Consider the following 25,091-nt stretch of genomic DNA (forward strand, 5'->3'; position numbering starts at 1 on the left):
TAGAAGCATTGACACTGTGACGCCGCGCGGTTTTCGCGCGGCGCGATGCAATGGATGTCAGGTGCTCACGCTCGCAATCGACTGTTCGGCAAGATTTTGTTCCGTCGCCCTCCATAAGGGCGAGGGTGATCGTATTATTGCCGAAGCCAGCCCGGATATCGGCCGCGGCCATGCCGAGCAGCTTCCATCTGTCTTGCAGACGGTCCTCGACGCCGCCGGCGTTACGCTCTCCGAAGTCGCGCGGGTTGGCGTTACCACCGGCCCCGGTTCGTTTGCCGGCATCCGTGTCGGCGTTGCCTTCGCCCGTGGGCTGGCGCTCGCCAATAGCATTCCAGCGGTCGGCGTCGGTTCACTCGAAGCCATTGCGGTTCCCGCGACGCTGGCCAAAGCCGCGCCGGTAATGGCCGCGCTCGATGCCCGCCGCGATCGGGTTTGGGCACTGATTGCGGGCGCCGACGGCGAAATCATCACCCCAGGTGCCGAATGGACGCCGGTCGAGGCCGCAGCCGAAGCCCGGCGCACCGGTGCTTGGCTGATTGGCAGTGGCGCCGCACTGCTTGCCGCTGAAGACGAATCGCTGGCCGAGCGGGTAATCGGCGATGTTGCCGCGCCGGCGATTGCCGATGTGGCGCGGCTCGCCTCCCATCTTGATCCCGGGGCCAATCCGCCCGAGCCACGCTATCTGCGCGACGCCGACGCCAAGCCGCAGACCGGCTTCGCGCTGCCGCACGAGGTGGTCTAGCCGATGGTGTTGAGTCTGTTCTCCCGGTCCCCTGAATGTCTAATTCTGGCCGCCGAAAGGAAGGATGCGCACACCATGTCGCGAATTCACGGCGAGGCTTTTGCCCATGGCTGGGGTGACGGCGAGTTTGAAAGCCTGATTTCGCAACCGGCTGTTTTCGGGTTTCTCGCTTGTCCGGAAGGCCGCGCCCGCCATGCAGCCGCCGGATTTGTGCTTGGCCGCGAGGCCGCAGGCGAGGCTGAAATCTTGTCGATCGGAATTTCGCCCAAACACAGACGGTCGGGGTTGGGATGGCGATTGATGCGCAGCGCCATGCAGGAGGCGGCGCGCCGCGATGCCGAGGAAATCTTCCTCGAGGTCGACGAAACCAACCTTGCCGCGCTTGAATTGTATCGCAAGCTGGATTTTGCCAAGGTCGGGGAGCGCCGCGCCTATTACGCGCAGGAGGGGGCTCAGCGTACGACGGCGCTTGTCATGCGCCACGATCTTCGTTAGTCCCCAACCAGACCGTCGGTTTGATTGACGGCGGCACTCGTCACCTTTGTGACCGGCGGGGCAGCTTATGGACGAACAACGATCCCTTGAAGACCGATGCGCCGAGCGTGGCATGCGCATGACCGAGCAGCGACGCATCATTGCTCGCGTGCTCGATGGCGCCGATGACCATCCCGACGTCGAGGAATTGCATCGGCGGGCCGTGCTGGTCGATCAGCGCATCTCGATGTCCACCGTTTACCGCACGGTCAAGCTGTTTGAAGATATCGGCATCATCGAGCGGCACGATTTCCGCGACGGCCGCTCGCGTTACGAGACCGTGCCCGAAGAGCATCACGACCACCTTATCGATCTGCGCACCGGCCAGGTGATCGAATTTCATTCACCGGAAATCGAAGCTCTGCAGGAGCGGATCGCCCGCGAACACGGCTTTCGCCTGGTTGACCACCGGCTTGAACTCTACGGCGTCCCCCTCAAGGGCGACAAGCGGTGAAGCCATCGCCATGCTGAGTGCCGGCCGCTATCCCCTGTTTCTGTCCCGGCCATGATCGCGACGTTGCGCATAGGCTTCGTCCTGCTCGCCTTCGTGGTGCTGACGCTGTCCCTGCTGCCAGTGCAACTGATGGCGATTGGCCTGGGCTTTTCGCTGATGCGCCGGCTGCCACGCTGGTGGCACCGGGTGATGTGCCGGGTGATGGGCATCAAGGTGACCACCCATGGCGCGCTGGCTACCGAAAGGCCGCTGCTGCTGGTTTCCAATCATGCGTCCTGGAAAGACATTCTTGTGCTGGGCTCGGTCGCCGATGTGGTCTTCATCGCCAAATCCGAGGTCCGGACCTGGCCAATATTCGGCTGGCTGGCACGATTGCAACGCTCTGTATTCATCGAGCGCACGGAGCGGCGCAAGACCGGCGTGCAGATTTCCGATGTCTCCAGACGGCTTCTGGCTGGCGAGGTCGTGGTGCTGTTTGCCGAAGGCACCACCTCGGACGGCAACCGGGTGCTGCCGTTCAAATCCTCGCTGTTTGGCGCCGCCAGCGCAGCCCTTGCCCATGTGCCGGGAGGCGTAGTGCACATTCAGCCGGTATCGATCGCCTATGTCGGGATTCATGGTATGGCGATGGGGCGTTACCACCGTCCGCTCGCCGCCTGGCCCGGTGATGTTGCGCTTGGTCCGCATCTACTCGGTGTGCTCAGGCAGGGCGCGATGGAAGTCGATGTCGTGTTTGGCGATCCGGTCGCCTTTGACGCCGGCTCTGACCGCAAAACCACCGCCCGCCTGATGGAGGCCCGCGTGCGCGCCGGCCTCGCCGCTGCTCTGCGCGGAAGGATCAGGAACTGAATAGCGATCTTTAGGTCGTGCCATTCAAGCCCCGCCATTCAAGCATTGCGGGTTCAGTCGAATGCGCAAATGTCACTTTCTGGCCTCGATCTGATGCATGCCCATTATCGCCCTCATGAAACCATTTGAGCGCGGCAGGCATTAGGGCTAAAAGCCCCCCATGACAGAAGCGACCCCCACCACAGAATCCGCAGTCCTGGCTGACGCAGCGACCAGGACGAACACCCGCAAGGTCTTCATCAAGACCTATGGTTGCCAGATGAACGTCTATGACAGCGAGCGCATGGGCGACGCGCTGACAAGCGACGGCTATCAGGCGGTCGATACTGTCGAAGCCGCCGACCTGATCCTGATCAACACCTGCCATATCCGCGAAAAGGCAGCTGAGAAAGTTTATTCCCAACTCGGCCGTCTGGCCAAGCTGAAAAAGCAGCGCAATGCCGAGGGAGGTGACCTGATGGTCGCCGTTGCCGGCTGCGTCGCCCAGGCCGAGGGCCAGGAGATCATCCGGCGCGCGCCGGTGGTCGATGTTGTCATCGGCCCACAGACCTATCACCGGCTGCCGCAGGCGCTGGCGCGGGCTCGACAGGGCGAGCGCGTGGTGGAAACCGATTTTCCCGCCGAAGACAAGTTCGACGGCCTGCCCAACACCTCGCCTCGGGCCATCCGCGCCCGTGGCGTTGCCGCCTTCCTTACCGTTCAGGAAGGCTGCGACAAGTTCTGCACCTTCTGTGTGGTGCCCTATACCCGCGGCGCCGAAGTTTCCCGGCCGGTCGACCGGATCGTCCAGGAGGCCCAACGGCTGGTCGATGCCGGGGTCCGCGAAATCACCCTGCTCGGTCAGAACGTCAATGCCTGGCACGGCAAGGGCATCGACGGTCGTGAATGGGGTCTGGGCGAACTGATTCGGCGTCTCGCCGAAATCGACGGTCTGGTGCGTATCCGCTACACCACCAGCCACCCGCGCGACATGGACGATTCGCTGATCGCCGCCCACCGCGATCTGCCCGAACTGATGCCCTATCTGCATCTGCCTGTGCAGTCAGGGTCGGACGCCATCCTCAAGTCGATGAACCGCCGTCACACCGCCGAGGAGTACGTCCGACTGGTCGAGCGGATCCGTGCCGCGCGCCCTGATATTGCCCTTTCTGGCGATTTCATCGTCGGGTTTCCCGGCGAAACCGATGCGGATTTCGAGGCCACCATGGATTTGATCCGCGAGGTCAATTACGCCGCCGCATTCTCGTTCAAATATTCAATCCGCCCCGGCACGCCCGGCGCCGGGATGGAAGATCAGGTAGCCGAATCGGTCAAGACCGAACGGCTGGCGCGGCTGCAGGCACTGCTCAGCGAGCAGACCCGAGCCTTCGGCCGCCAATGCATGGGCAAGACCGTGGATCTGCTGCTGGAGAAGCCCGGACGCAACACTGACCAGCTTATCGGCCGCTCGCCGTGGCTCCAGCCGGTAATAGTTGATGCAAAGGTTGGCAAAATCGGTGACATTGTTTCAGTTCGAATCACAGAAACCGACTCGAGCAGCCTTTTCGCGGAACCCGCGTGATGCTGAATTCGAGCAATAAGGGAGCAAGAGCGTTTGGCAGCTGAGTATCTGTCCCCGGCACAAGCCGAGGCGCCCGCGTCAGGCGCGTCCGATACGACCCATCTTGCGCTCACCTTTGAAAACAACCGGCTCGCCAGCGAGTTGTTCGGCCAGTTCGACCAGAATCTGGCGCTGATCGAGCAAAAGCTGAAGATCGACGCCCGTTCGCGCGGCAACACCGTGACGCTGCGTGGCGAAGAAATGGCGACCAATCAGGCCCGCCGTGCGCTTGATCACCTCTATGACCGCTTGCTCAAGGGCGCCAGCCTCGACAGCTCCGACGTCGAGGGCGCCATTCGCATGGCGCTGGCCGCCGACGACCAGCTGGTGCTGCCGACGCTCGAGCGCAAGGGCAAGTTGGCGTTGGCGCAGATTTCCACCCGCAAGAAGACCGTGATGGCGCGCACGCCGACCCAGGACGCCTACATGCGGGCGATGGAGCGCGCAGAGCTGGTGTTCGGCGTCGGGCCGGCCGGCACCGGCAAGACCTATCTCGCGGTCGCCTATGCCGCACAGCTGCTGGAACGCGGCTCGGTCGAGCGCATTATCCTTTCACGTCCGGCGGTGGAGGCGGGCGAGCGTCTCGGCTTCCTGCCTGGCGACATGAAAGAAAAGGTCGACCCCTATCTGCGACCGCTCTATGACGCGCTTTATGACATGATGCCCGGCGACAAGGTCGAGCGCGCCATGACCGCCGGCGTCATCGAGATCGCGCCGTTGGCATTCATGCGTGGCCGTACCCTCGCCAATGCCGCCGTCATCCTTGATGAGGCCCAAAATACCACGCAAATGCAGATGAAGATGTTTCTCACCCGTCTGGGCGAGAACTCGCGGATGATCGTTACCGGCGACCCAAGCCAGGTCGACCTGCCGCGTGGTGTCACTTCGGGTCTGGTCGAGGCGCTGGACTACCTTGAAGGCGTTGACGGGGTCGTCACCTGCCGTTTTCGCGAAATCGATGTGGTGCGCCATCCGCTGGTGCAGCGGATTGTCGAGGCCTATGGTCGGCGCGACCACCCCAAGCCCGACAGCGACCGGTGAGCGTCAGCTTGGCAAACGCGCCCGCCATCAGCCTGGCGCTTGCGGTCGAGGCAGGCGCCTGGGGCGATCCGGATCGTATCGAGGCCTTGGCGCTCACGGCACTTGAAGCAGCCGCCAGGGATCTTTCAGAGCGCGAAGGCCAGCCGTTTCCGGCCGAGCCGCCGGAAGTCTCGCTTGTTCTTGCCGACGACGCGATGATGGCCGAGATCAACGCCCAGTGGCGGGCCCAGCCAAAGCCCACCAATGTCCTGTCGTTTCCGGCCTTTCCGCTGGTCCCCGGAGGGCTGCCTGGACCGATGCTCGGCGACATAATCCTGGCGCGCCAGACCATCGAGCGCGAAGCCGGAGAACTCGACAAACCGCTCGACGAGCACATTACCCATCTCGTTGTGCACGGTTTTCTTCATCTTTTCGGCTATGATCACATTGAAAATGACGATGCGGACGAAATGGAAGCAATCGAGACTCGCATTTTGACTTCGCTTAACCTATCTGATCCCTACGGCGACACTGAGCCGGTTTAACCATATTGAGACGATGACAGACAGCAATGCCCCGGCGACGACCGGAGACGACGCCCAAGGCGCCCAGAGCGCCTCATCGACCGAAGATGCTGACAGTTACCTACCCGTGCCCGTGCCGCAAGTGCCCGATGAGAGCAACGGCATGGGCCTTTGGCATCGACTTGTGCGCGCCCTTTTTCCCCCTTCCGATCGCGAGTCCATCCGCGAGGACCTGACCGAAGCGTTGTTGCCGGGCGGAAACCTGCATTCGGCGTTCTCGCCAGACGAGCGCGCCATGCTGCAGAATATCTTGCGTCTGCGCGAGGTTCGTGTCGAAGACGTGATGGTTCCACGCGCCGATGTCGAGGCGGTGGATCAGACAACCACACTGGGCCGGTTGCTCGAGATTTTTGATGAATCAGGCCGGTCGCGGATGCCTGTTTACGCCGAAAACCTCGATGATCCGCGCGGCATGATCCACATTCGAGATCTGCTCGCCTGGATCACCAAGCAGGGCCGCACCAAGCGCAAGTCCACCGCCAAGAACCCCGCAGTGGTGCAAAAGCGCACCTCCCTCAACGGGCTTGACCTCTCGCGGGTCGATTTGACCAAGACGCTTCAGGAATCGGGCATCACCCGCAAGGTCTTGTTCGTGCCCGCCTCGATGCTGGCCTCGGATCTGATGCAGCGGATGCAGGCGAACCGCATCCAGATGGCGCTGGTGATCGATGAATATGGCGGCACCGACGGCCTCGTTTCGCTTGAGGATATTGTCGAAATGGTGGTCGGCGACATCGCTGATGAGCATGACGACGAGGAAGAAACACTGATCAGCAAGACCGGCGAGGATGTCTGGGTTGTTGACGCCAAGGCCGAACTCGATGATCTCGCCAAGGAAATCGGACCTGATTTCGACATCCGCGAGCAGAGCGAGGAAGTCGACACCATTGGCGGCCTGATCTTCTCCGAGCTCGGTCGTGTGCCGGTCCGCGGTGAAGTGGTTCAGGGCCTGCCCGGGTTCGAATTCCACGTCACCGACGCCGACCCGCGCCGGGTCAAGCGTGTCCGCATCATCCGAAAACGCCGCACACCAGAACGCCGGCGGCCTGGCCGCGGCGAAGCCTACCCGGCCAAGAAGACCACTGATTCCGATGACGCCAGCGTCGCGTGACCCCGGCCCGTCCCTCGGTCTGCGCATCCCGTTTCACATCGGGCATTAGCAGGGCCGGCTCGCAACTTCCCGATACGTCACACTGACAGGGAAGTAGCGGGCAGGGCGCTTTTCCGCCACGGCAATCGCCAGATGGCCGCGAGGATCCCGATTCTGTAAAAAAGCCGGGAACAGCGCCGGACAAGGAAGCAGTTTTTTGAAAGGATGCGGCGGCTGATTCGCGCGGCTAGCAGGGCTACGGCCATACCGGCGGATAACGGCGGGGAGATGCGTGGACGTGGAACGGGTCGCTGAATCAATCATGTTGAGCTGGGGCGCAAGGCGTATCGGGCTGGCGCTGTTTGCGGGCGCTCTCTCGGTTCTGGCGCTGCCACCGTTCAATTTCTTTGCCGTACTGTTTGTATCCTTCCCGATTCTGGTCTGGCTGCTTGATGGCGCCAGCGGTCCTGCCGACGCCGGCGTGCTTGGTCGTTTGCGTCCGGCTTTTGCCACCGGCTGGTGGTTCGGTACGGGCTATTTCGTGGCCGGCCTCTGGTGGCTCGGTAACGCGCTTCTGGTCGAGGCTGACAGCTTCGCCTGGGCCTTGCCGCTGGCGGTGCTGGGGTTGCCTGCGCTGTTGGCGATCTTTTATGGCGTCGCTACCGCGCTGGCACGGCTGATGTGGTCGGACGGGCTCGGCCGCATTGCCGCCCTGTCTGCCGCTTTCGGCCTGATCGAGTGGGTGCGCAGTTTTGCCTTGACCGGGTTCCCTTGGAACGCCATCGGCTACGCGGCGATGCCGACACCGATGCTGATGCAGTCCGCCGAAATTGTCGGTCTTTATGGCATTTCGGCGCTCGCTGTCTTTGTCTTCTCGGCCCCGGCGCTGATCGGCACAAAGCGCGCGGCTGTTCCGGGTCTTCTATTGGCTCTACTGCTGTTCTCAGTCCATGTCGGCTATGGCTGGTGGTCGTTGCAGCGCTTCGGCGAAGACGAGGAGGCGCCTCAGGCGGCGATTATCCGTATCGTCCAGCCAGCCATCGATCAGTCGGCCAAATGGGATGCATCCGAGCGCGAGCGGATTTTTACGCGGTTATTGAGCCTGAGTGCCTTGGCGCCACGCGAAGGCCAGTTGCGCCCGACCCACATTATCTGGCCTGAAACGGCATTGCCGTTCCTGCTGACCGAGAATCCTGGCGCCCTATCGCGGATTGCTGATATGTTGCAGATTGGTCAGACCCTGGTGACCGGCGGAGTCCGCCGCGAAGACGGCGTCGGCGGCTCGCCGGAACGTTATTATAACACCATATACGCCATTGATGACGATGGTCAGATCATCGGTTCGGCCGACAAGACCCATCTCGTCCCCTTCGGCGAGTTTCTCCCGTTCGAAGCAGTGTTACGGCGGTTCGGGCTTTCGCCCGTGGCCGATTCCTTCGGCGGATTTTCGGCGGCCGAGCGCCGCGGCCTGCTCGGTTTGCCGGGCGGTCTGGGGGCGGTGCCGCTGATCTGTTACGAGGCGATTTTCCCTGATCTCTCCGAACTGCCGGACGGCCGCGGTGACCTGCTGCTCAATGTAACCAACGATGCCTGGTATGGCCTCACACCCGGGCCTTACCAGCATCTCCGTCAGGCTCAACTGCGCTCGGTTGAAACCGGTCTGCCGCTTGTCAGGGCGGCAAACAGCGGCATTTCCGCCGTGACCGACGCTGTTGGCAACATCGTTGCAAGCCTGCCGCTGGGTGAAACCGGTGTCCTCGACGTGGCATTGCCGGCCCGCGACGGTCAATTCTTGTCTGTAAAAAGCCGGAAAATTAGTTTTGGATTGATTATCGCCGCAATGATACTGTTAGCCTTGGTTGCGCGCAGAAGTAAAATATACAGCTCTGATTGACGGAAAACCCCTAAAATTGCATAGTTGTCCCCGTCAACCCACTTCCCGTAGTCGGTTCGGCATCTATCATTCCTGTGCATCCCGGGCGTCATGGCTGCTATCACAACGGGACATATCAACCAAAGAGTTACAGGCTCTTGTCAGGATAAATATATGATCGAAAACAAGAAAAAGCCGAATCCAATCGACATTCACGTCGGCAGTCGGATCCGGCTTCGCCGCACGATGCTTGGCATGAGTCAGGAAAAGCTTGGCGAAGCTTTGGGAATAACCTTCCAGCAAATTCAAAAATACGAGAAGGGAACGAACCGTGTTGGTGCAAGCCGGCTGCAGAACATTTCCACGATTTTGAATGTACCGGTAAGTTTCTTTTTCGAAGATGCACCGAGCGACCCGGCAACAAGCCAGCCGGGAATGGCCGAGGCCAATAGTTCCAATTATGTGGTTGATTTCCTTTCTTCCTCCGAAGGGCTTCAACTCAACCGGGCTTTCATCAAGATTGCTGATCCGAAGGTTCGCCGCAAGCTGGTCGATCTCGTCAAGGCGCTTGCTTCGGAAGCCGAGGCAGACTGACCCAACTGGGCAATACAATTCGATTTGCCGCCGGGCGGCCTCCCAGGCCCGGCGGCAAATCACATCACAAAGACATATCAAGATATGGTTATGTCGTTCTGACCTTGTCAGGATTGCGCGTTACCACTACACAGGCTCGACCGCGTCAACATGATGGAGCCCGTAATGGAACGCTCGACTTTCCTTTTCACCAGTGAATCAGTGTCCGAAGGCCATCCTGACAAGGTGTGCGACCGTATTTCCGACGAAATCGTCGACCTGGTCTACCGCGAGGCCAAAAAGGGCGGTGTTGATCCGTGGAGCGTGCGCGTTGCTTGCGAAACACTGGCGACCACCAACCGGGTTATCATTGCCGGCGAGGTCCGGGTACCGCCGTCGCTGATCAAGAAGAACAAGGCGGGCGAGGACGTCATCAACCCGGCCAAGTTCAAATCTGCTGCGCGCAAGGCCATCAAGTCGATCGGCTACGAGCAAGACGGTTTTCACTGGAAAACCGCAAAGGTCGACGTGCTGCTGCATTTTCAGTCCGCCCATATCGCCCAGGGCGTCGACAACGCCTCCGATCATCAGGGTTCTGAAGGCGCGGGTGACCAGGGCATCATGTTCGGTTACGCCTGCAACGAGACACCTGACCTGATGCCGGCGCCAATCTATTACAGCCACAAGATCCTCGAATTGCTCGCTGCTGCCCGCCACAAGGGCGAGGGTGACGTCGGCAAGCTCGGCCCCGACGCAAAAAGCCAGGTGACGGTGCGCTATGTTGATGGCAAGCCCTCGGAAGTCGCGTCGATCGTGCTTTCCACCCAGCACCTCGACGGCAGCTGGGATTCAGCCAGGGTGCGCGAAGTCGTCGAGCCCTATATTCGCGAAGCGCTCGAGGGTCTGGCCATCGCAGCTGATTGCAAATGGTACATCAACCCGACCGGCAAGTTCGAAATCGGCGGTCCCGATGGCGACGCCGGGCTGACCGGTCGCAAGATCATCGTCGACACCTATGGCGGCGCAGCGCCCCATGGTGGCGGTGCGTTCTCGGGCAAGGACACCACCAAGGTCGACCGTTCCGCAGCCTACGCTGCGCGCTATCTGGCCAAGAATGCGGTCGCCGCAGGCTTCGCCGATCGCTGCACCATTCAGCTTGCCTATGCCATTGGCGTGGCGCAACCGCTGTCGATCAATGTCAATTTCCACGACACCGGCAAGGTGTCCGAAGCGGCACTCGAAGATGCGCTGCCCAAGGTGATGGATCTCACCCCGCGCGGCATTCGCACCCATCTCGACCTCAACAAGCCGATCTATGCGCGTACTGCTGCCTATGGCCATTTCGGCCGCAAGCCTGGCCGTGACGGATCTTTCTCCTGGGAGAAGCTCGACCTGGTCAAGCCGCTCAAGGAAGCTCTCAAGGGCTGAAGTAACCGCGGTTTGCAGGCTGCCATCGTCATGACCAATTCACCACGACGCAGTCGCGCCACCGAGGCCTTCTACGGTCGCCGCAAGGGCAAGACCCTGAAAACGCCGCAAGCCGAAGCGCTTGCGGCGGTGTTGCCTGCGCTCAGACTTGATCTCGGCGAACCGGCGCCTGCCTCGCTTGCCAGCCTCTGGCCGGTGCCCGTCACCCGGGTGCGGCTCGAGATCGGCTTCGGCGGAGGCGAACATCTGCTGCACCGGGCGCAGGAAGCGCCCGATACCGGCTTCATCGGGGTCGAGCCGTTCATCAATTCGATGGCCAAGCTGTTGACGGCGATCGACGCCGAGGGGCCGTCCAACATCCGACTGCACGACGATGACGCCACCCAGGTTCTCGACTGGCTGCCCGACGCCTGCCTCGATCACATCGATCTGCTTTATCCCGATCCCTGGCCCAAGAAGAAGCACTGGAAGCGCCGGTTTGTCTCGGCCGTCAATCTCGATCGCTTCGCTCGTGTGCTCAAGCCTGGCGGCGTGTTCTGCTTTGCCTCCGACATCGATACCTATGTTAACTGGACGTTGACGCATCTCGCCGCGCATACGCAATTTGCCTGGCGTGCAGAAAAAGCCGCTGACTGGCGCACGCCATGGTCGGGCTGGCCCGGCACCCGCTATGAGGCCAAGGCCATTCGCGAGGGGCGCGCCCCCTGTTATCTGGAATTCGAGCGGCTCGTCTGAGCCGCCACTCTGTCGTTGTCCGGTGCAGCGGCCTTGCCAGAGCCCGATTTCCCTTGCCTGACAGGGCAAAACAGGTTAGAAGACATTCAAATTCTTGATCGTTACGAGCAAGGGTGGGCCCGCGAGGACCCGCTCTTTTTTGTTGCCGGTCGACCAGTCAAGCCAGAAGCCGGAACCCTGTCCGATGACCGACGAAGCCACAACGCCCAATGAACCGAGACTGGTCATCGAGACTGGTGTCGACGCCCGTATTGCCGAGATCATCGAGCCGGTGCTCGAGGCCATGGACATGCGTCTGGTGCGGGTGCGGCTGTCGGGTCAGAACGGTCTGACACTGCAGATCATGGCCGAGCGCAATGACGGCTCGATGGTGGTCGAGGATTGCGAGGCGGCCTCGCGCGCAATTTCGCCGGTGCTGGATGTGGAAGATCCGGTGGAAAAGGCTTATCATCTCGAGGTGTCGTCGCCCGGCATCGATCGGCCTCTGGTGCGCAAATCCGATTTCAAGCGCTGGGAAGGTCATCTCGCCCGGTGCGACGCGTCGGTTCTGATCAATGGTCGCAAGCGCTTTCGTGGTTTCATCCGCGATGTCACCGACACCGGGTTTTCGGTTGAGCGTGAACAGCCTGCTTACGGCGAAGACAATCTGGCGGTGATCCCGTTTGCCGCGCTGGCTGAAGCCAAGCTGGTGCTTACCGACGAGTTGATTCGCGAGTCCCTGCGTGCCGACAAGGCTGCAAAGGCAGCCGCCAACGAGGAAAACCCGTCCGAAGAAGCCGCGGAGTCGGCATCGGACGATCAGACTTGAAACAGAATTAGCGGCGTCCGGCAGGGCGCCTTAGATCTGGTCCGCCGCGCGGGCCCAACCCAGACCAGGCTCGGAAGTGGCGAGCCGACACATGGAGATACACATGGCAGTCAGTGCAAACAGGCTTGAGCTTCTTCAGATCGCTGACGCGGTCGCGCGTGAGAAGTCCATTGACCGCGAAATCGTTATCTCCGCCATGGCGGACGCGATTCAGAAAGCTGCACGTTCGCGCTACGGATCGGAATCCAACATCCGCGCCGACATCAATGCCAAAACCGGCGAGATCCGGCTTCAGCGTCTGCTTGAAGTCGTCGAGCATGCCGAAGATTATTCGCTGCAGATTCCGTTGATGCTGGCGCGTGACCGCAACCCCGACGCCCAGCTTGGCGATTTCATCGCTGACCCGCTGCCGCCGATGGATTTTGGCCGCATCGCCGCCCAGTCAGCCAAGCAGGTCATCGTTCAGAAGGTGCGTGAAGCCGAGCGTGACCGGCAGTTTGACGAATTCAAGGACCGTATCGGCGAAATCGTCAACGGCACTGTCAAGCGCGTCGAATACGGCAACGTCATCGTCGACCTCGGCCGTGGCGAAGGCATTATCCGCCGCGACGAAACCATTCCGCGCGAAGCCTTCCGCTATGGCGACCGGGTTCGCGCCTATGTCTACGACGTGCGCCGTGAGCAGCGTGGTCCGCAGATCTTTCTGTCGCGCACCCATCCGCAGTTCATGGTCAAGCTGTTCACCATGGAAGTGCCGGAAATCTACGATGGCATCATCGAGATCCGTTCGGTTGCCCGCGACCCCGGCAGCCGCGCCAAGATCGCCGTCATCTCCAATGATTCCTCCATCGACCCTGTCGGCGCCTGCGTCGGTATGCGCGGCAGCCGTGTGCAGGCCGTGGTTGGCGAATTGCAGGGTGAGAAGATCGATATCATTCCCTGGTCACCATCGCCGGCCACCTTCATCGTCAACGCCCTGCAGCCCGCCGAGGTCTCCAAGGTGGTGCTCGACGAGGATGCCGAGCGTATCGAGGTCGTGGTGCCAGACGAACAGTTGTCGCTGGCCATCGGTCGACGCGGCCAGAATGTCCGGCTGGCTTCGCAGCTGACCGGCTGGGACATCGACATTCTCACCGAGGAAGAAGAAAGCCAGCGTCGCCAGAAGGAATTCAACGAGCGCACTGCACTGTTCATGGAAGCGCTTGATGTTGACGAGATGGTCGGCCAGGTGCTCGCCTCCGAAGGCTTCAGCCAGGTCGAAGAGGTTGCTTACGTCGAGATCGGCGAAATCACAGGCATCGAAGGCTTCGACGAGGAAACTGCCAGCGAACTTCAGACCCGCGCCCGCGAATATCTCGACAAGATCGAGGCTGAACTTGACGCCAAGCGCAAGGAATTGGGCGTTGAGGACGAGTTACGCTCGGTTCCCGGCATGACCACCGCGATGTTGGTCGCGCTTGGCGGTGACGGGATCAAGACTGTCGAGGATTTCGCCGGCTGCGCGGTTGACGATCTCACCGGCTGGTCCGAACGCAAGGATGGCGAGACCAAGCGCTTCGAGGGGCTGTTCTCCAATCTGGACGTGACTCGCCCCGAAGCAGAATCGATGATCCTGGCGGCCCGCCTTGCGGTAGGCTGGATTACCGAGGATGAACTTTTGGTCGAAGAAGTCGAAGAGACCGAAGCGACTGAAGAGGATGCTGCAGAGGGCGAAGTCGCAGCAGTGGCGGCGGCCGCAGTTGTCGCCGAAGCTGCTGAAACCGATCAGCCCGAAGCAGCCGCTACCGACGGCGAGGAGGCCTGAGGCCTGGCGCCGTCAAGGGGTTTGGTGTGAAAAAGGTCAGGATCGAACCCGTGAACGACCGAATGTGCATCGTCACCCGCGAGCGTGACCAGCCTGAAGGCTTGATCCGCTTCGTCGCGGGCCCCGACGGCAGCATTGTTCCCGACCTGCGCCTTGTCCTTCCCGGACGCGGCTGCTGGGTAACTGCGGAACGCGAGAAGATTGACCTGGCCGTCAAGCGCAAGCTTTTCGGCCGGGCCTTGAAGACCGATGTGACCGTCGATCCCAATCTGGGGGAGATGGTCGAGCGGCGGCTCGTCGACAGTCTGCTGGGCATGATGAACATGGCGCGCAAGTCGGGTCAGTTCATCACCGGATCAGGCAAGGTCGAGGCCGCGGTAAGGTCCGGATCTGCGCTGGCCTTGATGCATGCGACTGACGCAGCCGATGATGGCGTGCGCAAGTTGCGGCAAGCCAATACGGCGCAGGCGATGGGTGAAAAGGAAGAGGAAATACCGGTGTTTCGGTTATTTTCCGCCGACGAATTGACGCGCGCCATCGGCGACGGCGCGTTTATCCATGCCGCTGCGCTTGCAGGGCAGGCCGGAGAAGGTGTAGTGAAGCGCGCAAAGGCACTTGCGCGTTACAGAAACGACCCCCAGGCGGGGACGGACTGAAAACGGGCTACGGGCTTCAACGCCTGGGGGCTATCGATCAAGAAGCCATTGCGCACGGGCGCGGTAGGACTTCCGCGGAAACGGATACGGAATGAGCGACAGCAAAGACGACAAGACAATCAGTGTTACCGGCAAGAAAACCTTCTCGCTGAAGCGCCCCTCTGTGGAACAGGGGATGGTGCGTCAGGAGATGGGCCGTGGCCGTACCAAGGCGGTGGTGGTGGAGACGCGCAAGCGTCGCATTACCCGCCCCGAGGACGAGAACACGGTGCCGCCGGTGACACTCAAGCCGCGCCCTGCGCCGGTGGCTGAGAAGCCGGTGGCCGCAGCGCCACCGCCACCACCACCGCCAGCCGCGCCGGTAAGGGCGCCGGCTCCGGCCCCGCGTGGCGCCGTGCTCAACCAGTTGTCCTCGAGCGAGATGGAGGCCCGTCGTCGCGCATTGCAGGATAGCCGCGTCCGCGACATCGAAGAGCGCAAGCGCGCCGAGGCCGACGCCATTCGTCGTGCGGAGGAAGATGCCCTTCGTGCTGTCGAGGAAGCCGAGAACGCCAAGGCTCAGGTCATCGAAGACGCACGCCTTGCCAAGGAAGCTGAACAGCAGGAGCTTGCAGCACGCGAAGCCGCCGCCAACGCGCCGGCCGATGCTACCGCTGCTGCCCCGGCCGAAGACGCCGGCCGCGGTCGGCGTCGCGAGAACGAGGCCGAAACGCCTGCGCGCACCGGAGCTCCGGCACGTCCGGGGGCCAAGGTTACGCGCCCGGAAACGCCCAAGCCCACTCGCCCGAAGGCTGAAGAGGATCGTCGTCGCGGCAAGTTGACGCTGACATCCGCGCTCAATGATGACGGCAATTCGCGGGGCCGTTCGCTTTCGGCGATGCGTCGCCGTCAGGAAAAGATGCGCCGCTCGATGGCGCAGGAGCCACGTGAAAAGGTCATGCGCGAAGTGCAGCTGCCTGAAACCATCACCATCCAGGAACTCTCGCAGCGGATGTCCGAACGGTCGGTCGATGTGATCAAGTACCTGATGAAGGAAGGCCAGATGATGAAGCCCGGCGACATCATTGATGCCGACCTGGCTGAAATCATCGCCGGCGAATTCGGCCACACCGTTCGTCGCGTATCGGAATCCGACGTCGAACTTGGCATTTTCAATGTCGAGGACGAAGACGGCGAAATGGTATCGCGGCCTCCGGTTGTCACCATCATGGGTCACGTCGACCACGGCAAGACCTCGCTGCTCGACGCGATCCGCGACGCCAATGTGGTTTCGGGTGAAGCCGGTGGCATCACCCAGCACATCGGTGCTTACCAGGTTGAGAAAAACGGTCAGCTGATCACCTTCATCGATACCCCGGGCCACGCGGCTTTCACCGCGATGCGTGCCCGCGGCGCCCAGGCAACCGACATCGCCATTCTGGTGGTGGCGGCTGACGACGCCGTGATGCCGCAGACGATTGAATCGATCAATCATGCCAAGGCAGCCGGTGTTCCGATCATCGTAGCGATCAACAAGATCGACAAGCCATCAGCCGATGCCCAGAAGGTCCGTACCGACCTGCTGCAGCACGAAGTGTTTGTTGAAAGCATGGGCGGCGAGGTTCTTGACGTCGAGGTGTCGGCGACAAAGCAGCTCAATCTCGACAAGCTGCTCGATGCCATCCTTCTGCAGGCTGAATTACTTGATCTCAAGGCCAACCCGGCTCGTACCGCCGAAGGCGTTGTGATCGAGGCCAAGCTTGATCGCGGTCGCGGTTCGGTTGCCACCGTTCTGGTGCAGACCGGTACGCTCCGGCCCGGTGAAATTCTCGTGGCTGGCGATCAGTGGGGCCGCGTGCGCGCTCTGGTCAATGACCGCGGCGAACAGGTCAAGGAAGCCGGACCGGCGTTCCCGGTCGAAATTTTGGGCCTTCAGGGCACACCGCAGGCCGGTGACCGCTTTGCAGTGGTCGAAAATGAAGGCCGTGCCCGCGAGATCGCCGAATACCGTCAGCGGCTTGCCCGCGACAAGGCGGCAGCACGTCAGAGCGGTTCACGCGGTTCGCTCGAGCAGATGATGACCCAGTTGCAGGATACCGGCAGCCAGGAATTCCCGCTGCTGGTCAAGGGCGACGTGCAGGGTTCCATCGAAGCCATTGCAGGCGCGATCGAAAAGCTCGGGACCGACGAAGTCCGCGCTCGGATCATCCATTCGGGTGCCGGTGCAATCACCGAGTCCGATATCTCGCTGGCCGAAGCTTCGGGCGCTGCCATCATCGGCTTCAACGTCCGTGCCAACAAGCAGGCGCGCGACGCGGCTGAACGTGATGGTGTCGAGATCCGCTACTACAACATCATCTACGATCTGGTGGATGACGTGAAGGCTGCGATGTCGGGCATGCTCTCGCCGGAACGGCGCGAAACCTTCCTCGGCAATGCCGAGATCCTTGAGGTGTTCAACATCACCAAGGTCGGCAAGGTTGCCGGTTGTCGCGTCACCGAGGGCAAGGTTGAACGTGGGTCGGGCGTCCGCCTGATCCGTGACAACGTTGTCATTCACGAAGGCAAGCTCAAGACGCTCAAGCGCTTCAAGGACGAAGTTGCCGAGGTTAACGGCGGCCAGGAATGCGGTATGGCCTTCGAGAACTACGAAGACATTCGCGCAGGCGACGTCATCGAGTGCTTCCGCGTCGAGCACGTCACCCGCACGCTCTGATTGGATTAATGTCCGGCGCTTCCTGCGCCGGGCACCTATCTGTCAACGGCAGCCCGGGTCCATCGCGCCCGCAAAATCGGTTGGAATCCTATGCCAAAGCCAAGTTCCTCGGCCCCTTCGCAGCGCATGTTGCGCGTTGGTGAGCAGGTTCGCGCAGCCATTACCCAGGTGTTGCAGCGCGGCGACGTGCGCGATCCACTGCTGGAAACCACTGTGGTCTCGGTCTCCGAAGTGCGCATGTCACCGGACCTGAGAATCGCCACCGCCTATGTCATGCCGTTGGGCCAGCAGGATCATGCTGCCATCATCGAGGCGCTCAACCGCCATGCGCGTTACTTGCGCGGCCGCATCACCCCGCAGATCAGCCAGCTCAAGCACATGCCGGAACTCAGGTTCCGCGAAGACACCAGCTTTGACAATTACTCGAAGATCGACGCGCTGTTGCGCTCACCCGAGGTCGCCCGCGATCTCGACCCCGACGTTAACACTGACACTGACGGTGAAAAATAAAATGGCAACGCTTATAACATCGGAAAAGATAGCTGCCATGTCCACCGAGGCCCGGACAACGCTCTATGCAAACTGCATGCGGGCAGCCGACAGCGAGGATGCCGTTTCCATCGTCGAGATGATCGTCGAAAGCGGATTGCCTTATGCCGGCAAGAAGGAAATTTCGCACGCCGACCCGGAGATGCGCGCTATTGAACTTATCGTCAATGCGCGGGCCAATGAGCAGGCTCTGCTCGAAGCGATGGAACAGGGTGAGCCGCCGCTTGGCAGAATCGAACGGCTGATCGTCAAGAAACTGGGTGACAAGTATAGCAACGAGAATGGCGCGACCGTTGCCGCAGGTTATCTGGTTGCCAAGCGGTTCTACGCGCTCGATTGCGAGAAGGGGCCCACAAAGCCGATGCCTGAAGGCAGCGTTGCCAGGACCGCTGCGACCTACCGCAAGAAGCCGGGTTACGCCTGAGATGGGACGCCGCGGCAAGAAGAAAGGCCGGCCCGTTTCCGGCTGGTTGGTGCTGGATAAGCCGTGGGACTTTGGCTCCACCGAGGCGGTGTCGAAAGTAAAATGGCTGTTCAAGGCTGACAAGGCCGGCCATGCCGGCACGCTCGATCCGCTTGCTTCGGGGATGCTGCCGATCGCACTCGGCGAGGCAACCAAGACCGTCCCCTATGTCATGGATGGCCGCAAGATCTATGAATTCACTGTCGCCTGGGGACAACAGCGCAACACCGACGATCTCGAGGGCGAGGTCACGGCTGAAAGCGATACCCGTCCCGAGCGTGCCGCCATTGAGGCGCTGCTGCCGGACTATACCGGTGTAATCGAACAGGTGCCGCCGGCTTTTTCCGCCGTCAAGATCGCCGGTGAACGCGCCTACGACATGGCCCGCGGCGGCGAAGTGGTGGAGATCCCCGCCCGCGAGGTCGAGATCCATCGCATAACCCTTCTGGGGTGCCCGGATGCCGATCACGCCGTGTTCGAGGTCGAATGTGGCAAGGGCACCTATGTGCGGGCGCTGGCGCGCGACTTCGGCCGCGACCTTGGCTGCTATGGCCATATATCGGCGCTGCGCCGCTCCATGGTGGCGCCTTTCGCCGAATCGGCCATGGTGCCGCTGTCTGAACTTGTCGCGCTCGAAGAAATCGAAGACGAGGCCGAGCGCCTGGCCCGGCTTGATGCCTTTCTGGTGCCTGCAGGCGAGGTGCTTGTCAGCCTGCCGCGCATCGATATCAGCGATGATCAGGCGCACCGGCTCAAAATGGGCAACTCGATCATCTTGCGCGGCCGCGATGCGCCTGTGGCCACCGACGATGCCTGCGCTTTTGCGCGCGGTACGCTGGTTGCCATTGGCGAAGTCGCCGGCGGCGAGTTTCACCCCCGCCGGGTGTTCAAGAGCTGATCTTGTGCTGGCGCGCGAGTTTGCGCGGGCGCCATAAACCCACCGAGTTCAACGCGAGGCGCTCAGCCTTGCCTCGATCAGATCGGCCACCAGGCTTTGCAGCCGCCATAATTTGCGATCATGAATGCCCAGGCTTTCGAGCATGGTGACGGTCGAAAACAGATATTCCGCCATCGAGCCAAGAAAGCCGCAGGCGCTGGCGAGAACCGCGGCGACCTCGGTGTCGGACAGCCCCGCCACATAACGCGCATTGTTGCGGTCCATGGCAAAGGTCAGCGCCGGAACCGGGCCTTCGTCGGTGCGCACCTTGATCCATCGCCACGGAAACGCCGAGGGCAACTGGCTCAGCTCTCTGCGGATCAGCCGGTGCAACTCCTGCTCCAGTCCGGCTTCGGGAAGCCGGTAGAGCATGCCGGTGCATTGGCCGCCGCGATCAAGTGCCATCATCAATCCGGGAAGCTCCGGACTGCCGCGATAGCGGTAATCGGGCCCCAGGCAAAACCGCCGGTGCCAGCCGGCGGCGGTACCCTTGCGCTTTTCCTCAAATGCGGTTTCCGGTCGCCAGATCAGCGAACCATAGCCAAACAACCAAAAATCACCGGTCGGACGAGTCTCCAGCATGCCCGCGACCGCTTCGCTGTAGTCATCTTCGGTGGCCGAGCGGAACCCCGGCAACAGCTTTGGACCGGGATCGTCGATCAGCCGGTGCACGTGGTCGACATGACGCCGGGTGAGCCGCATCCGTTTGCTTGCTGGCATGATCCGTGGGGTCCTTCCGCTCATCGTCGTACGCCCGAAAATCGACCGGGCGCTGCCTGCCTGTCAAGCGCAGCCTCTATTTGCGCCGGTAGATCTCCTGCCCACGGGGCGTTGCACGCTTCCGGTAAAGCCGGCTCGCCGCGCCGCATCTTGATTCATCCGCTGTGCTGGGGCACTTTCGGCTGCAAAAGGGGATTGTCGATGAAACATACCTGTCTGGCCGCTGCCGTGGTCCTTCTTGCGACAAGCGCGGCGATTGCGCCAGCGCGCGCCTTGCAGCCGGGCTGGGATGCCGAGAGTTGTGGCTGGTACATCATTCTCGGCTGCACCCAGAGCCGCATGTCGGCCAAGGGCCAGCTTGCCGATCTGGGCGGGCCAATGGTCGGCGGCGGCGCCGGCACACGAGTGCTCAACACATCCGATCTCGACGGTTTCCGCGACGGGTTTTACTGCGTTGCCGATGGCCCTTATGTCTCGCAAGACGATGCCGGGTCGGTGGCCTGGATCGAGGCGGTGCCGGATGCCTACATCAAACGCGGCTGTTGAAGCCCCGCTTGTCACGGCGCGCAATAGCCGGAGTCGGCGGTTTTGCTACATTTCCCTTTCATTTGGGCAGAAATTGCCCTATAGCCCAGCCGTTGCGCCCGGTTTGTCCTCACGGGCAGTTTTGGCGTGACACTTCGAGGCCCTTGCTGGACGACATCCCGGCAGCGGGCGCCATTCCCATCCAGACTGAAAGGATTTGAGATGTCGATTACTGCTGAGCGCAAGGCTGCGCTGATCGAAGAATATGCAACCAAGCCAGGCGACACCGGGTCTCCGGAAGTCCAGGTTGCCATTCTGACCGAACGGATCAACAATCTGACCGGTCACTTCAAGGAAAACAAGAAGGACAACCATTCACGCCGCGGGCTGTTGACCATGGTGTCCACACGTCGGTCCCTGCTGGATTACGTCAAGCGTAAAGACGAAGCGCGCTACACCGCGCTGATCGCCCGTCTGGGCATCCGTCGCTAACATCGCTTCTGGCGGGCGTGGCAACTGCCTCGCCCGCCATTGCAATTCCAAGGCTCCTTGCGGGGCCGCGGCGTTCAGGTGCACGCCAATCCGGCCGATGGTCGGACTCCAAGCGCCTTAACCGTCCGTCGCACCGGCAATCCCGGTCACGGACATACGACATGGCCTGTCATGGGGCAGGATTGCAGGATGCTTTCGCCACCCTTTACCGGTGGCCACCAGTCACAAAGCCTCCCGCTGTCTTGCCCGTGATGCGCCCACAACAATCGGGACAGTGAAGCGCGCGGCCGATAAAGCGGCCGGGCCCACATGCCCGCACACGAAGGACTACACATGTTCGATACCCACAAGGTCGAGATTGAATGGGGCGGCCGTCCGCTCACACTGGAAACCGGCAAGGTTGCCCGTCAGGCTGATGGCGCCGTCATCGCCACCTACGGCGAAACCGTGGTGCTGGCCACAGTCGTCTCGCAGAAGACCCCGACCCCGGGCCGCGATTTCTTTCCGCTGACCGTCAACTACCAGGAAAAGACCTACGCCGCCGGCAAGATCCCGGGTGGCTACTTCAAGCGTGAAGGCCGTCCGAGCGAAAACGAAACGCTGACCTCGCGCCTGATCGACCGGCCGATCCGTCCGCTGTTTCCCGACGGCTACAAGAACGACACCCAGATCATCATCACCGTGCTGCAGCACGATCTGGAAAACAATCCCGACATTCTCGCCATGGTCGCCACCTCGGCTGCGTTGACCATTTCCGGCGTGCCTTTCATGGGCCCGATCGCCGGCGCGCGCGTCGGCTACATCAACGGCCAGTACGTGCTCAACCCGCATGTCGACGAAATGCCCGAATCGGCACTGGACCTGATCGTTGCCGGCACCTCGGAAGCCGTGCTGATGGTTGAATCCGAAGCCAAGGAACTCGGCGAAGAAGTCATGCTCGGCGCTGTCATGTTCGGTCACGAAGGCTTCCAGCCGGTGATCAATGCAATCATCCAGCTCGCCGAAGCCGCAGCCAAGGAGCCGCGCGACTTTACTGCTCCCGATCATTCGGCGCTCGAAGCCGAAATGCTCGGCGTTGCCGAAGCCGGTCTGCGCGATGCCTATAAGATCATCGACAAGGCCGAACGCTACAATGCCGTTGACGCCGTCAAGGCCAAGGTCAAGGAACATTTTGCCCCCGCAGAAGGCGAGGAGCCCCGCTTCTCGTCCGATGATATCGGCACCGTGTTCAAGTCGCTGCAGGCCAAGATCGTCCGCTGGAACATCCTCGACACCAAGAGCCGCATCGATGGCCGCGATCTGTCGACCGTGCGTTCGATCGTCTCCGAAGTCGGCCTGTTGCCGCGCACCCATGGTTCGGCGCTGTTTACCCGCGGCGAGACCCAGGCCATTGTTGTTGCCACACTCGGCACCGGCGAGGACGAGCAGTATGTCGACAGCCTGACGGGGACCTACAAGGCCACCTTCATGCTGCACTACAATTTCCCGCCCTACTCGGTTGGTGAAACCGGCCGCACCGGTTCGCCCGGCCGCCGCGAAATCGGCCATGGCAAGCTCGCATGGCGCGCCATCCACCCGATGATGCCGTCTGCCGACCAGTTCCCCTACACCCTGCGCGTGGTCTCCGAGATCACCGAATCCAACGGCTCCTCGTCGATGGCCACCGTTTGCGGCACATCGCTGGCGCTGATGGATGCCGGCGTGCCGCTGGCAAAGCCGGTTGCCGGTATCGCCATGGGCCTGATCAAGGAAGACGACCGTTACGCGGTTCTCTCCGACATCCTCGGTGATGAAGATCACCTGGGCGACATGGACTTCAAGGTCGCCGGCACCGCCGACGGCATCACTGCGCTGCAGATGGACATCAAGATCGATGGCATCACCGAAGAGATCATGAAGGTCGCTCTCGGCCAGGCCAAGGACGGCCGTCTGCATATCCTTGGTGAAATGAGCAACGCGCTGACTGAAAGCCGTGGCCAGCTGGGTGAATTCGCCCCGCGCATCGAAGTCATGAACATCCCGGTCGACAAGATCCGTGACGTGATCGGCACCGGTGGCAAGATCATCCGTGAAATCGTTGAAAAGACCGGCGCCAAGATCAACATCGACGACGACGGCACCATCAAGATCGCCTCGTCCTCGGGCAAGGAAATCGAGGCCGCCAAGAAGTGGATCCACTCGATCGTTGCCGAGCCTGAAGTGGGCGTGATCTATGAAGGCACGGTCGTCAAGGTTGCCGATTTCGGCGCCTTCGTGAACTTCTTCGGTCCCAAGGACGGTCTCGTCCACATCTCGCAGCTGGCTGCCGAACGCGTCGCCAAGACCGGCGATGTGGTCAAGGAAGGCCAGAAGGTCTGGGTCAAGCTGTTGGGCTTTGACGAACGCGGCAAGGTTCGCCTGTCGATGAAGGTCGTCGACCAGGAAACCGGCAAGGAAGTCGAAGGCGGCGAATAAGCCCCGAGACTCCAGGCTTGGGCTGATAACCGCCTGAGACTGACGAATTGAAAATGCCCCCGGATCGCGAGATCCGGGGGCATTTTGTGTTTGGGGCCTCACCTGATGGAATGTTGGACGGGGAGCGGTCGGCCTTTGCGCTTTATCCAGTTTCCAAATCGACGCATGGACGAATGAAGTGAGGTTGCCGGAGGCTTGGCTCGCGCCTGCAACCTGAAATGATGGGGTAGCTACTTGCAGTTGTGTTCGTCGCGCTATAGACAAATTCGCATGGATATCGATACTTCAGGGGCAAACAGGACTTGAACGCGGTCAGATCCGGCGAGACAAGATCATGCTGAAACGCCCCCCTGATGACATGGCCGGTCGGGAAGGTGGCGCTGACATTCGTCCGCCGGCCGACGATAGCGGCGGCGTGCTCTCGGCACAAATCGAGGATCCAGCCGCTCAGGCCCTGCTTCAGCCCTGGGTCGAGATGGAGTGTCACCAGCTCAGCAATGGCCGCAAGGTGGCGCAATTCGACAGTCTTGAGTTCGGGACACTGCGGGTCGTGCGAGAGCGTCAGGAGGCATCGGTGCAGAAACTTGGCACCGTGCCGGCAGACTTCTGCAGCGTCTCCATCTGCACGCAAGCAGAAACGGTCCGGTTTTCCGAGCACCGCGGCGAAGCGGCTGACACGGTCTTCTTCATGCCCGGAAACGTCGAGTACGACATCTTTGTGCCGGCCGGAACCGAGACCGCCTATGTCGGCTTCAGCCAGCAGCAATTCCTGCGCGGGGCCCGGATCCTCAACCCGGCATTCTGGGAGAATCCGCCGAAAGGCGTTGTGCCATTGAGCACGCACCGGCGAAGCGTCTTGAAGGGCGCTATTGATCTTTGGCTCGAAGCGGCACCGGAGGCGGCCGCGCGCGGCGAGCCGCTGGATCCTGATGTCATCCGCGATCAGGTTTTGCAGGCTGTCCTGCATATAGCCGTTGTCACGGAAGAGAACATTGCACCGACATTCAATGAGCGCTTGCGGGCCATGCAGATCGGTAAAAAGGCCCGAAGCTACGTCGAGGATCACCTTGATGCCGACGTGCTGCCAACGGTCGTCGATATCTGCGCGGCACTCGGCGTGTCCGAGCGGACGTTACGCTATGCCTTCCACGAATATGTCGGCATGTCTCCGGTCGCCTATCTGCGGACCCGCCGGTTGAACCACGTCCGCGCCGTGCTTGCCAGGTCTGACCCGCAGCAAGTCACGATCACGCAAGTGGCGATGCGTTACGGCTTTTTGCACCTCGGTCGCTTTGCCGGTGATTACAAGTCCATGTTCGGTGAAGCCCCGTCGGAGACACTGGGGGCCTGACAGCTTTCGATTGATCGATTGACACTTTGTCGTCGATTTCCGCGCGCTCTCTGGTTGCTTGATTGCGGAATACGTCTGATTTTTTCGCCGTATTGCCGAAATCGGATAGCGATCCATCGTGGATGATCCGAAAAGAACCTCTCGAAGCGCATTGC

At 61.4% G+C, this 25,091-nt stretch carries 24 protein-coding genes; 23 read left to right on the top strand and 1 reads right to left on the bottom strand.

Features of this window, described 5'->3' with window-relative positions:
* Positions 1-61 precede the first annotated feature (61 nt).
* From tsaB to truB, 19 genes are all read left to right on the top strand, one after another.
* A complete protein-coding gene (tsaB, locus tag ACK6D9_RS05060) occupies positions 62-742 on the top strand; it encodes a tRNA (adenosine(37)-N6)-threonylcarbamoyltransferase complex dimerization subunit type 1 TsaB (protein WP_412050879.1) in 681 nt (226 codons plus the stop codon).
* 3 nt (positions 743-745) lie between these two features.
* Positions 746-1,237, top strand: coding sequence for a GNAT family N-acetyltransferase (locus tag ACK6D9_RS05065; protein WP_412050880.1), 492 nt, complete (start codon positions 746-748; stop codon positions 1,235-1,237).
* Positions 1,238-1,304: 67 nt separating this feature from the next.
* Positions 1,305-1,730, top strand: a complete 426-nt coding sequence (locus ACK6D9_RS05070; RefSeq protein ID WP_322991067.1) for a Fur family transcriptional regulator — start codon at positions 1,305-1,307, stop codon at positions 1,728-1,730.
* A 51-nt stretch (positions 1,731-1,781) separates the two neighbouring features.
* Entirely contained in the window at positions 1,782-2,579 is a 798-nt protein-coding gene (locus ACK6D9_RS05075) for a 1-acyl-sn-glycerol-3-phosphate acyltransferase (protein ID WP_412050881.1), read from the top strand.
* A gap of 160 nt (positions 2,580-2,739) precedes the next feature.
* A complete protein-coding gene (gene miaB, locus ACK6D9_RS05080) occupies positions 2,740-4,140 on the top strand; it encodes a tRNA (N6-isopentenyl adenosine(37)-C2)-methylthiotransferase MiaB (protein ID WP_412050882.1) in 1,401 nt (466 codons plus the stop codon).
* 48 nt (positions 4,141-4,188) lie between these two features.
* Positions 4,189-5,220, top strand: coding sequence for a PhoH family protein (locus ACK6D9_RS05085; RefSeq protein ID WP_412051739.1), 1,032 nt, complete (start codon positions 4,189-4,191; stop codon positions 5,218-5,220).
* Entirely contained in the window at positions 5,217-5,744 is a 528-nt protein-coding gene (ybeY, locus tag ACK6D9_RS05090) for an rRNA maturation RNase YbeY (protein ID WP_412050883.1), read from the top strand. The genes ACK6D9_RS05085 and ybeY overlap by 4 nt, the downstream gene beginning before the upstream one ends.
* Before the next feature lie 13 nt (positions 5,745-5,757).
* Positions 5,758-6,894 (top strand): hemolysin family protein, encoded by a 1,137-nt coding sequence (locus tag ACK6D9_RS05095; RefSeq protein ID WP_322990601.1) that lies wholly within the window; start codon positions 5,758-5,760, stop codon positions 6,892-6,894.
* A gap of 277 nt (positions 6,895-7,171) precedes the next feature.
* Entirely contained in the window at positions 7,172-8,767 is a 1,596-nt protein-coding gene (gene lnt / locus ACK6D9_RS05100; protein WP_412050884.1) for an apolipoprotein N-acyltransferase, read from the top strand.
* A 153-nt stretch (positions 8,768-8,920) separates the two neighbouring features.
* Entirely contained in the window at positions 8,921-9,340 is a 420-nt protein-coding gene (locus ACK6D9_RS05105) for a helix-turn-helix domain-containing protein (protein ID WP_322988930.1), read from the top strand.
* A 165-nt stretch (positions 9,341-9,505) separates the two neighbouring features.
* On the top strand, positions 9,506-10,747 hold the full coding sequence (gene metK, locus ACK6D9_RS05110; RefSeq protein ID WP_412050885.1) for a methionine adenosyltransferase: 1,242 nt from the start codon (positions 9,506-9,508) through the stop codon (positions 10,745-10,747).
* A gap of 30 nt (positions 10,748-10,777) precedes the next feature.
* Positions 10,778-11,482 (top strand): tRNA (guanine(46)-N(7))-methyltransferase TrmB, encoded by a 705-nt coding sequence (trmB, locus tag ACK6D9_RS05115; protein ID WP_412050886.1) that lies wholly within the window; start codon positions 10,778-10,780, stop codon positions 11,480-11,482.
* 184 nt (positions 11,483-11,666) lie between these two features.
* Entirely contained in the window at positions 11,667-12,290 is a 624-nt protein-coding gene (gene rimP / locus ACK6D9_RS05120) for a ribosome maturation factor RimP (RefSeq protein WP_412050887.1), read from the top strand.
* A gap of 103 nt (positions 12,291-12,393) precedes the next feature.
* The gene (gene nusA / locus ACK6D9_RS05125; protein WP_412050888.1) at positions 12,394-14,094 is read left to right on the top strand and encodes a transcription termination factor NusA; all 1,701 of its coding nucleotides are present in this window, start codon (positions 12,394-12,396) and stop codon (positions 14,092-14,094) included.
* Positions 14,095-14,144: 50 nt separating this feature from the next.
* The gene (locus ACK6D9_RS05130; RefSeq protein WP_322988925.1) at positions 14,145-14,750 is read left to right on the top strand and encodes an RNA-binding protein; all 606 of its coding nucleotides are present in this window, start codon (positions 14,145-14,147) and stop codon (positions 14,748-14,750) included.
* 91 nt (positions 14,751-14,841) lie between these two features.
* Positions 14,842-17,445: a translation initiation factor IF-2 gene (gene infB / locus ACK6D9_RS05135; protein WP_322988924.1), complete on the top strand. Its 2,604-nt coding sequence runs from the start codon at positions 14,842-14,844 to the stop codon at positions 17,443-17,445.
* A gap of 90 nt (positions 17,446-17,535) precedes the next feature.
* Entirely contained in the window at positions 17,536-17,955 is a 420-nt protein-coding gene (rbfA, locus tag ACK6D9_RS05140) for a 30S ribosome-binding factor RbfA (RefSeq protein WP_322988923.1), read from the top strand.
* A 1-nt stretch (position 17,956) separates the two neighbouring features.
* A complete protein-coding gene (locus ACK6D9_RS05145; protein WP_322988922.1) occupies positions 17,957-18,418 on the top strand; it encodes a hypothetical protein in 462 nt (153 codons plus the stop codon).
* A 1-nt stretch (position 18,419) separates the two neighbouring features.
* Positions 18,420-19,355 (top strand): tRNA pseudouridine(55) synthase TruB, encoded by a 936-nt coding sequence (gene truB, locus ACK6D9_RS05150; protein WP_412050889.1) that lies wholly within the window; start codon positions 18,420-18,422, stop codon positions 19,353-19,355.
* A 48-nt stretch (positions 19,356-19,403) separates the two neighbouring features.
* On the opposite strand, the gene ACK6D9_RS05155 is transcribed toward truB, so the two are convergent.
* Entirely contained in the window at positions 19,404-20,114 is a 711-nt protein-coding gene (locus tag ACK6D9_RS05155) for a gamma-glutamylcyclotransferase (RefSeq protein ID WP_322988921.1), read from the bottom strand.
* Positions 20,115-20,315: 201 nt separating this feature from the next.
* On the opposite strand from ACK6D9_RS05155, the gene ACK6D9_RS05160 reads away from it, so the two are divergent.
* From ACK6D9_RS05160 to ACK6D9_RS05175, 4 genes are all read left to right on the top strand, one after another.
* Positions 20,316-20,660, top strand: coding sequence for a hypothetical protein (locus tag ACK6D9_RS05160; RefSeq protein WP_322988920.1), 345 nt, complete (start codon positions 20,316-20,318; stop codon positions 20,658-20,660).
* 201 nt (positions 20,661-20,861) lie between these two features.
* Positions 20,862-21,131 (top strand): 30S ribosomal protein S15, encoded by a 270-nt coding sequence (gene rpsO, locus ACK6D9_RS05165; protein ID WP_267654949.1) that lies wholly within the window; start codon positions 20,862-20,864, stop codon positions 21,129-21,131.
* Positions 21,132-21,464: 333 nt separating this feature from the next.
* Positions 21,465-23,585 carry a polyribonucleotide nucleotidyltransferase gene (gene pnp, locus ACK6D9_RS05170; protein WP_322988919.1) on the top strand — a complete coding sequence of 707 codons (2,121 nt, stop codon included), beginning with the start codon at positions 21,465-21,467 and terminating at the stop codon, positions 23,583-23,585.
* A gap of 334 nt (positions 23,586-23,919) precedes the next feature.
* A complete protein-coding gene (locus ACK6D9_RS05175) occupies positions 23,920-24,936 on the top strand; it encodes a helix-turn-helix domain-containing protein (RefSeq protein ID WP_412050890.1) in 1,017 nt (338 codons plus the stop codon).
* Positions 24,937-25,091: the final 155 nt, after the last annotated feature.

Origin of the sequence: Hoeflea sp. Naph1, assembly GCF_046837775.1 — a bacterium.
In the GTDB taxonomy this organism is placed as follows: domain Bacteria; phylum Pseudomonadota; class Alphaproteobacteria; order Rhizobiales; family Rhizobiaceae; genus Hoeflea.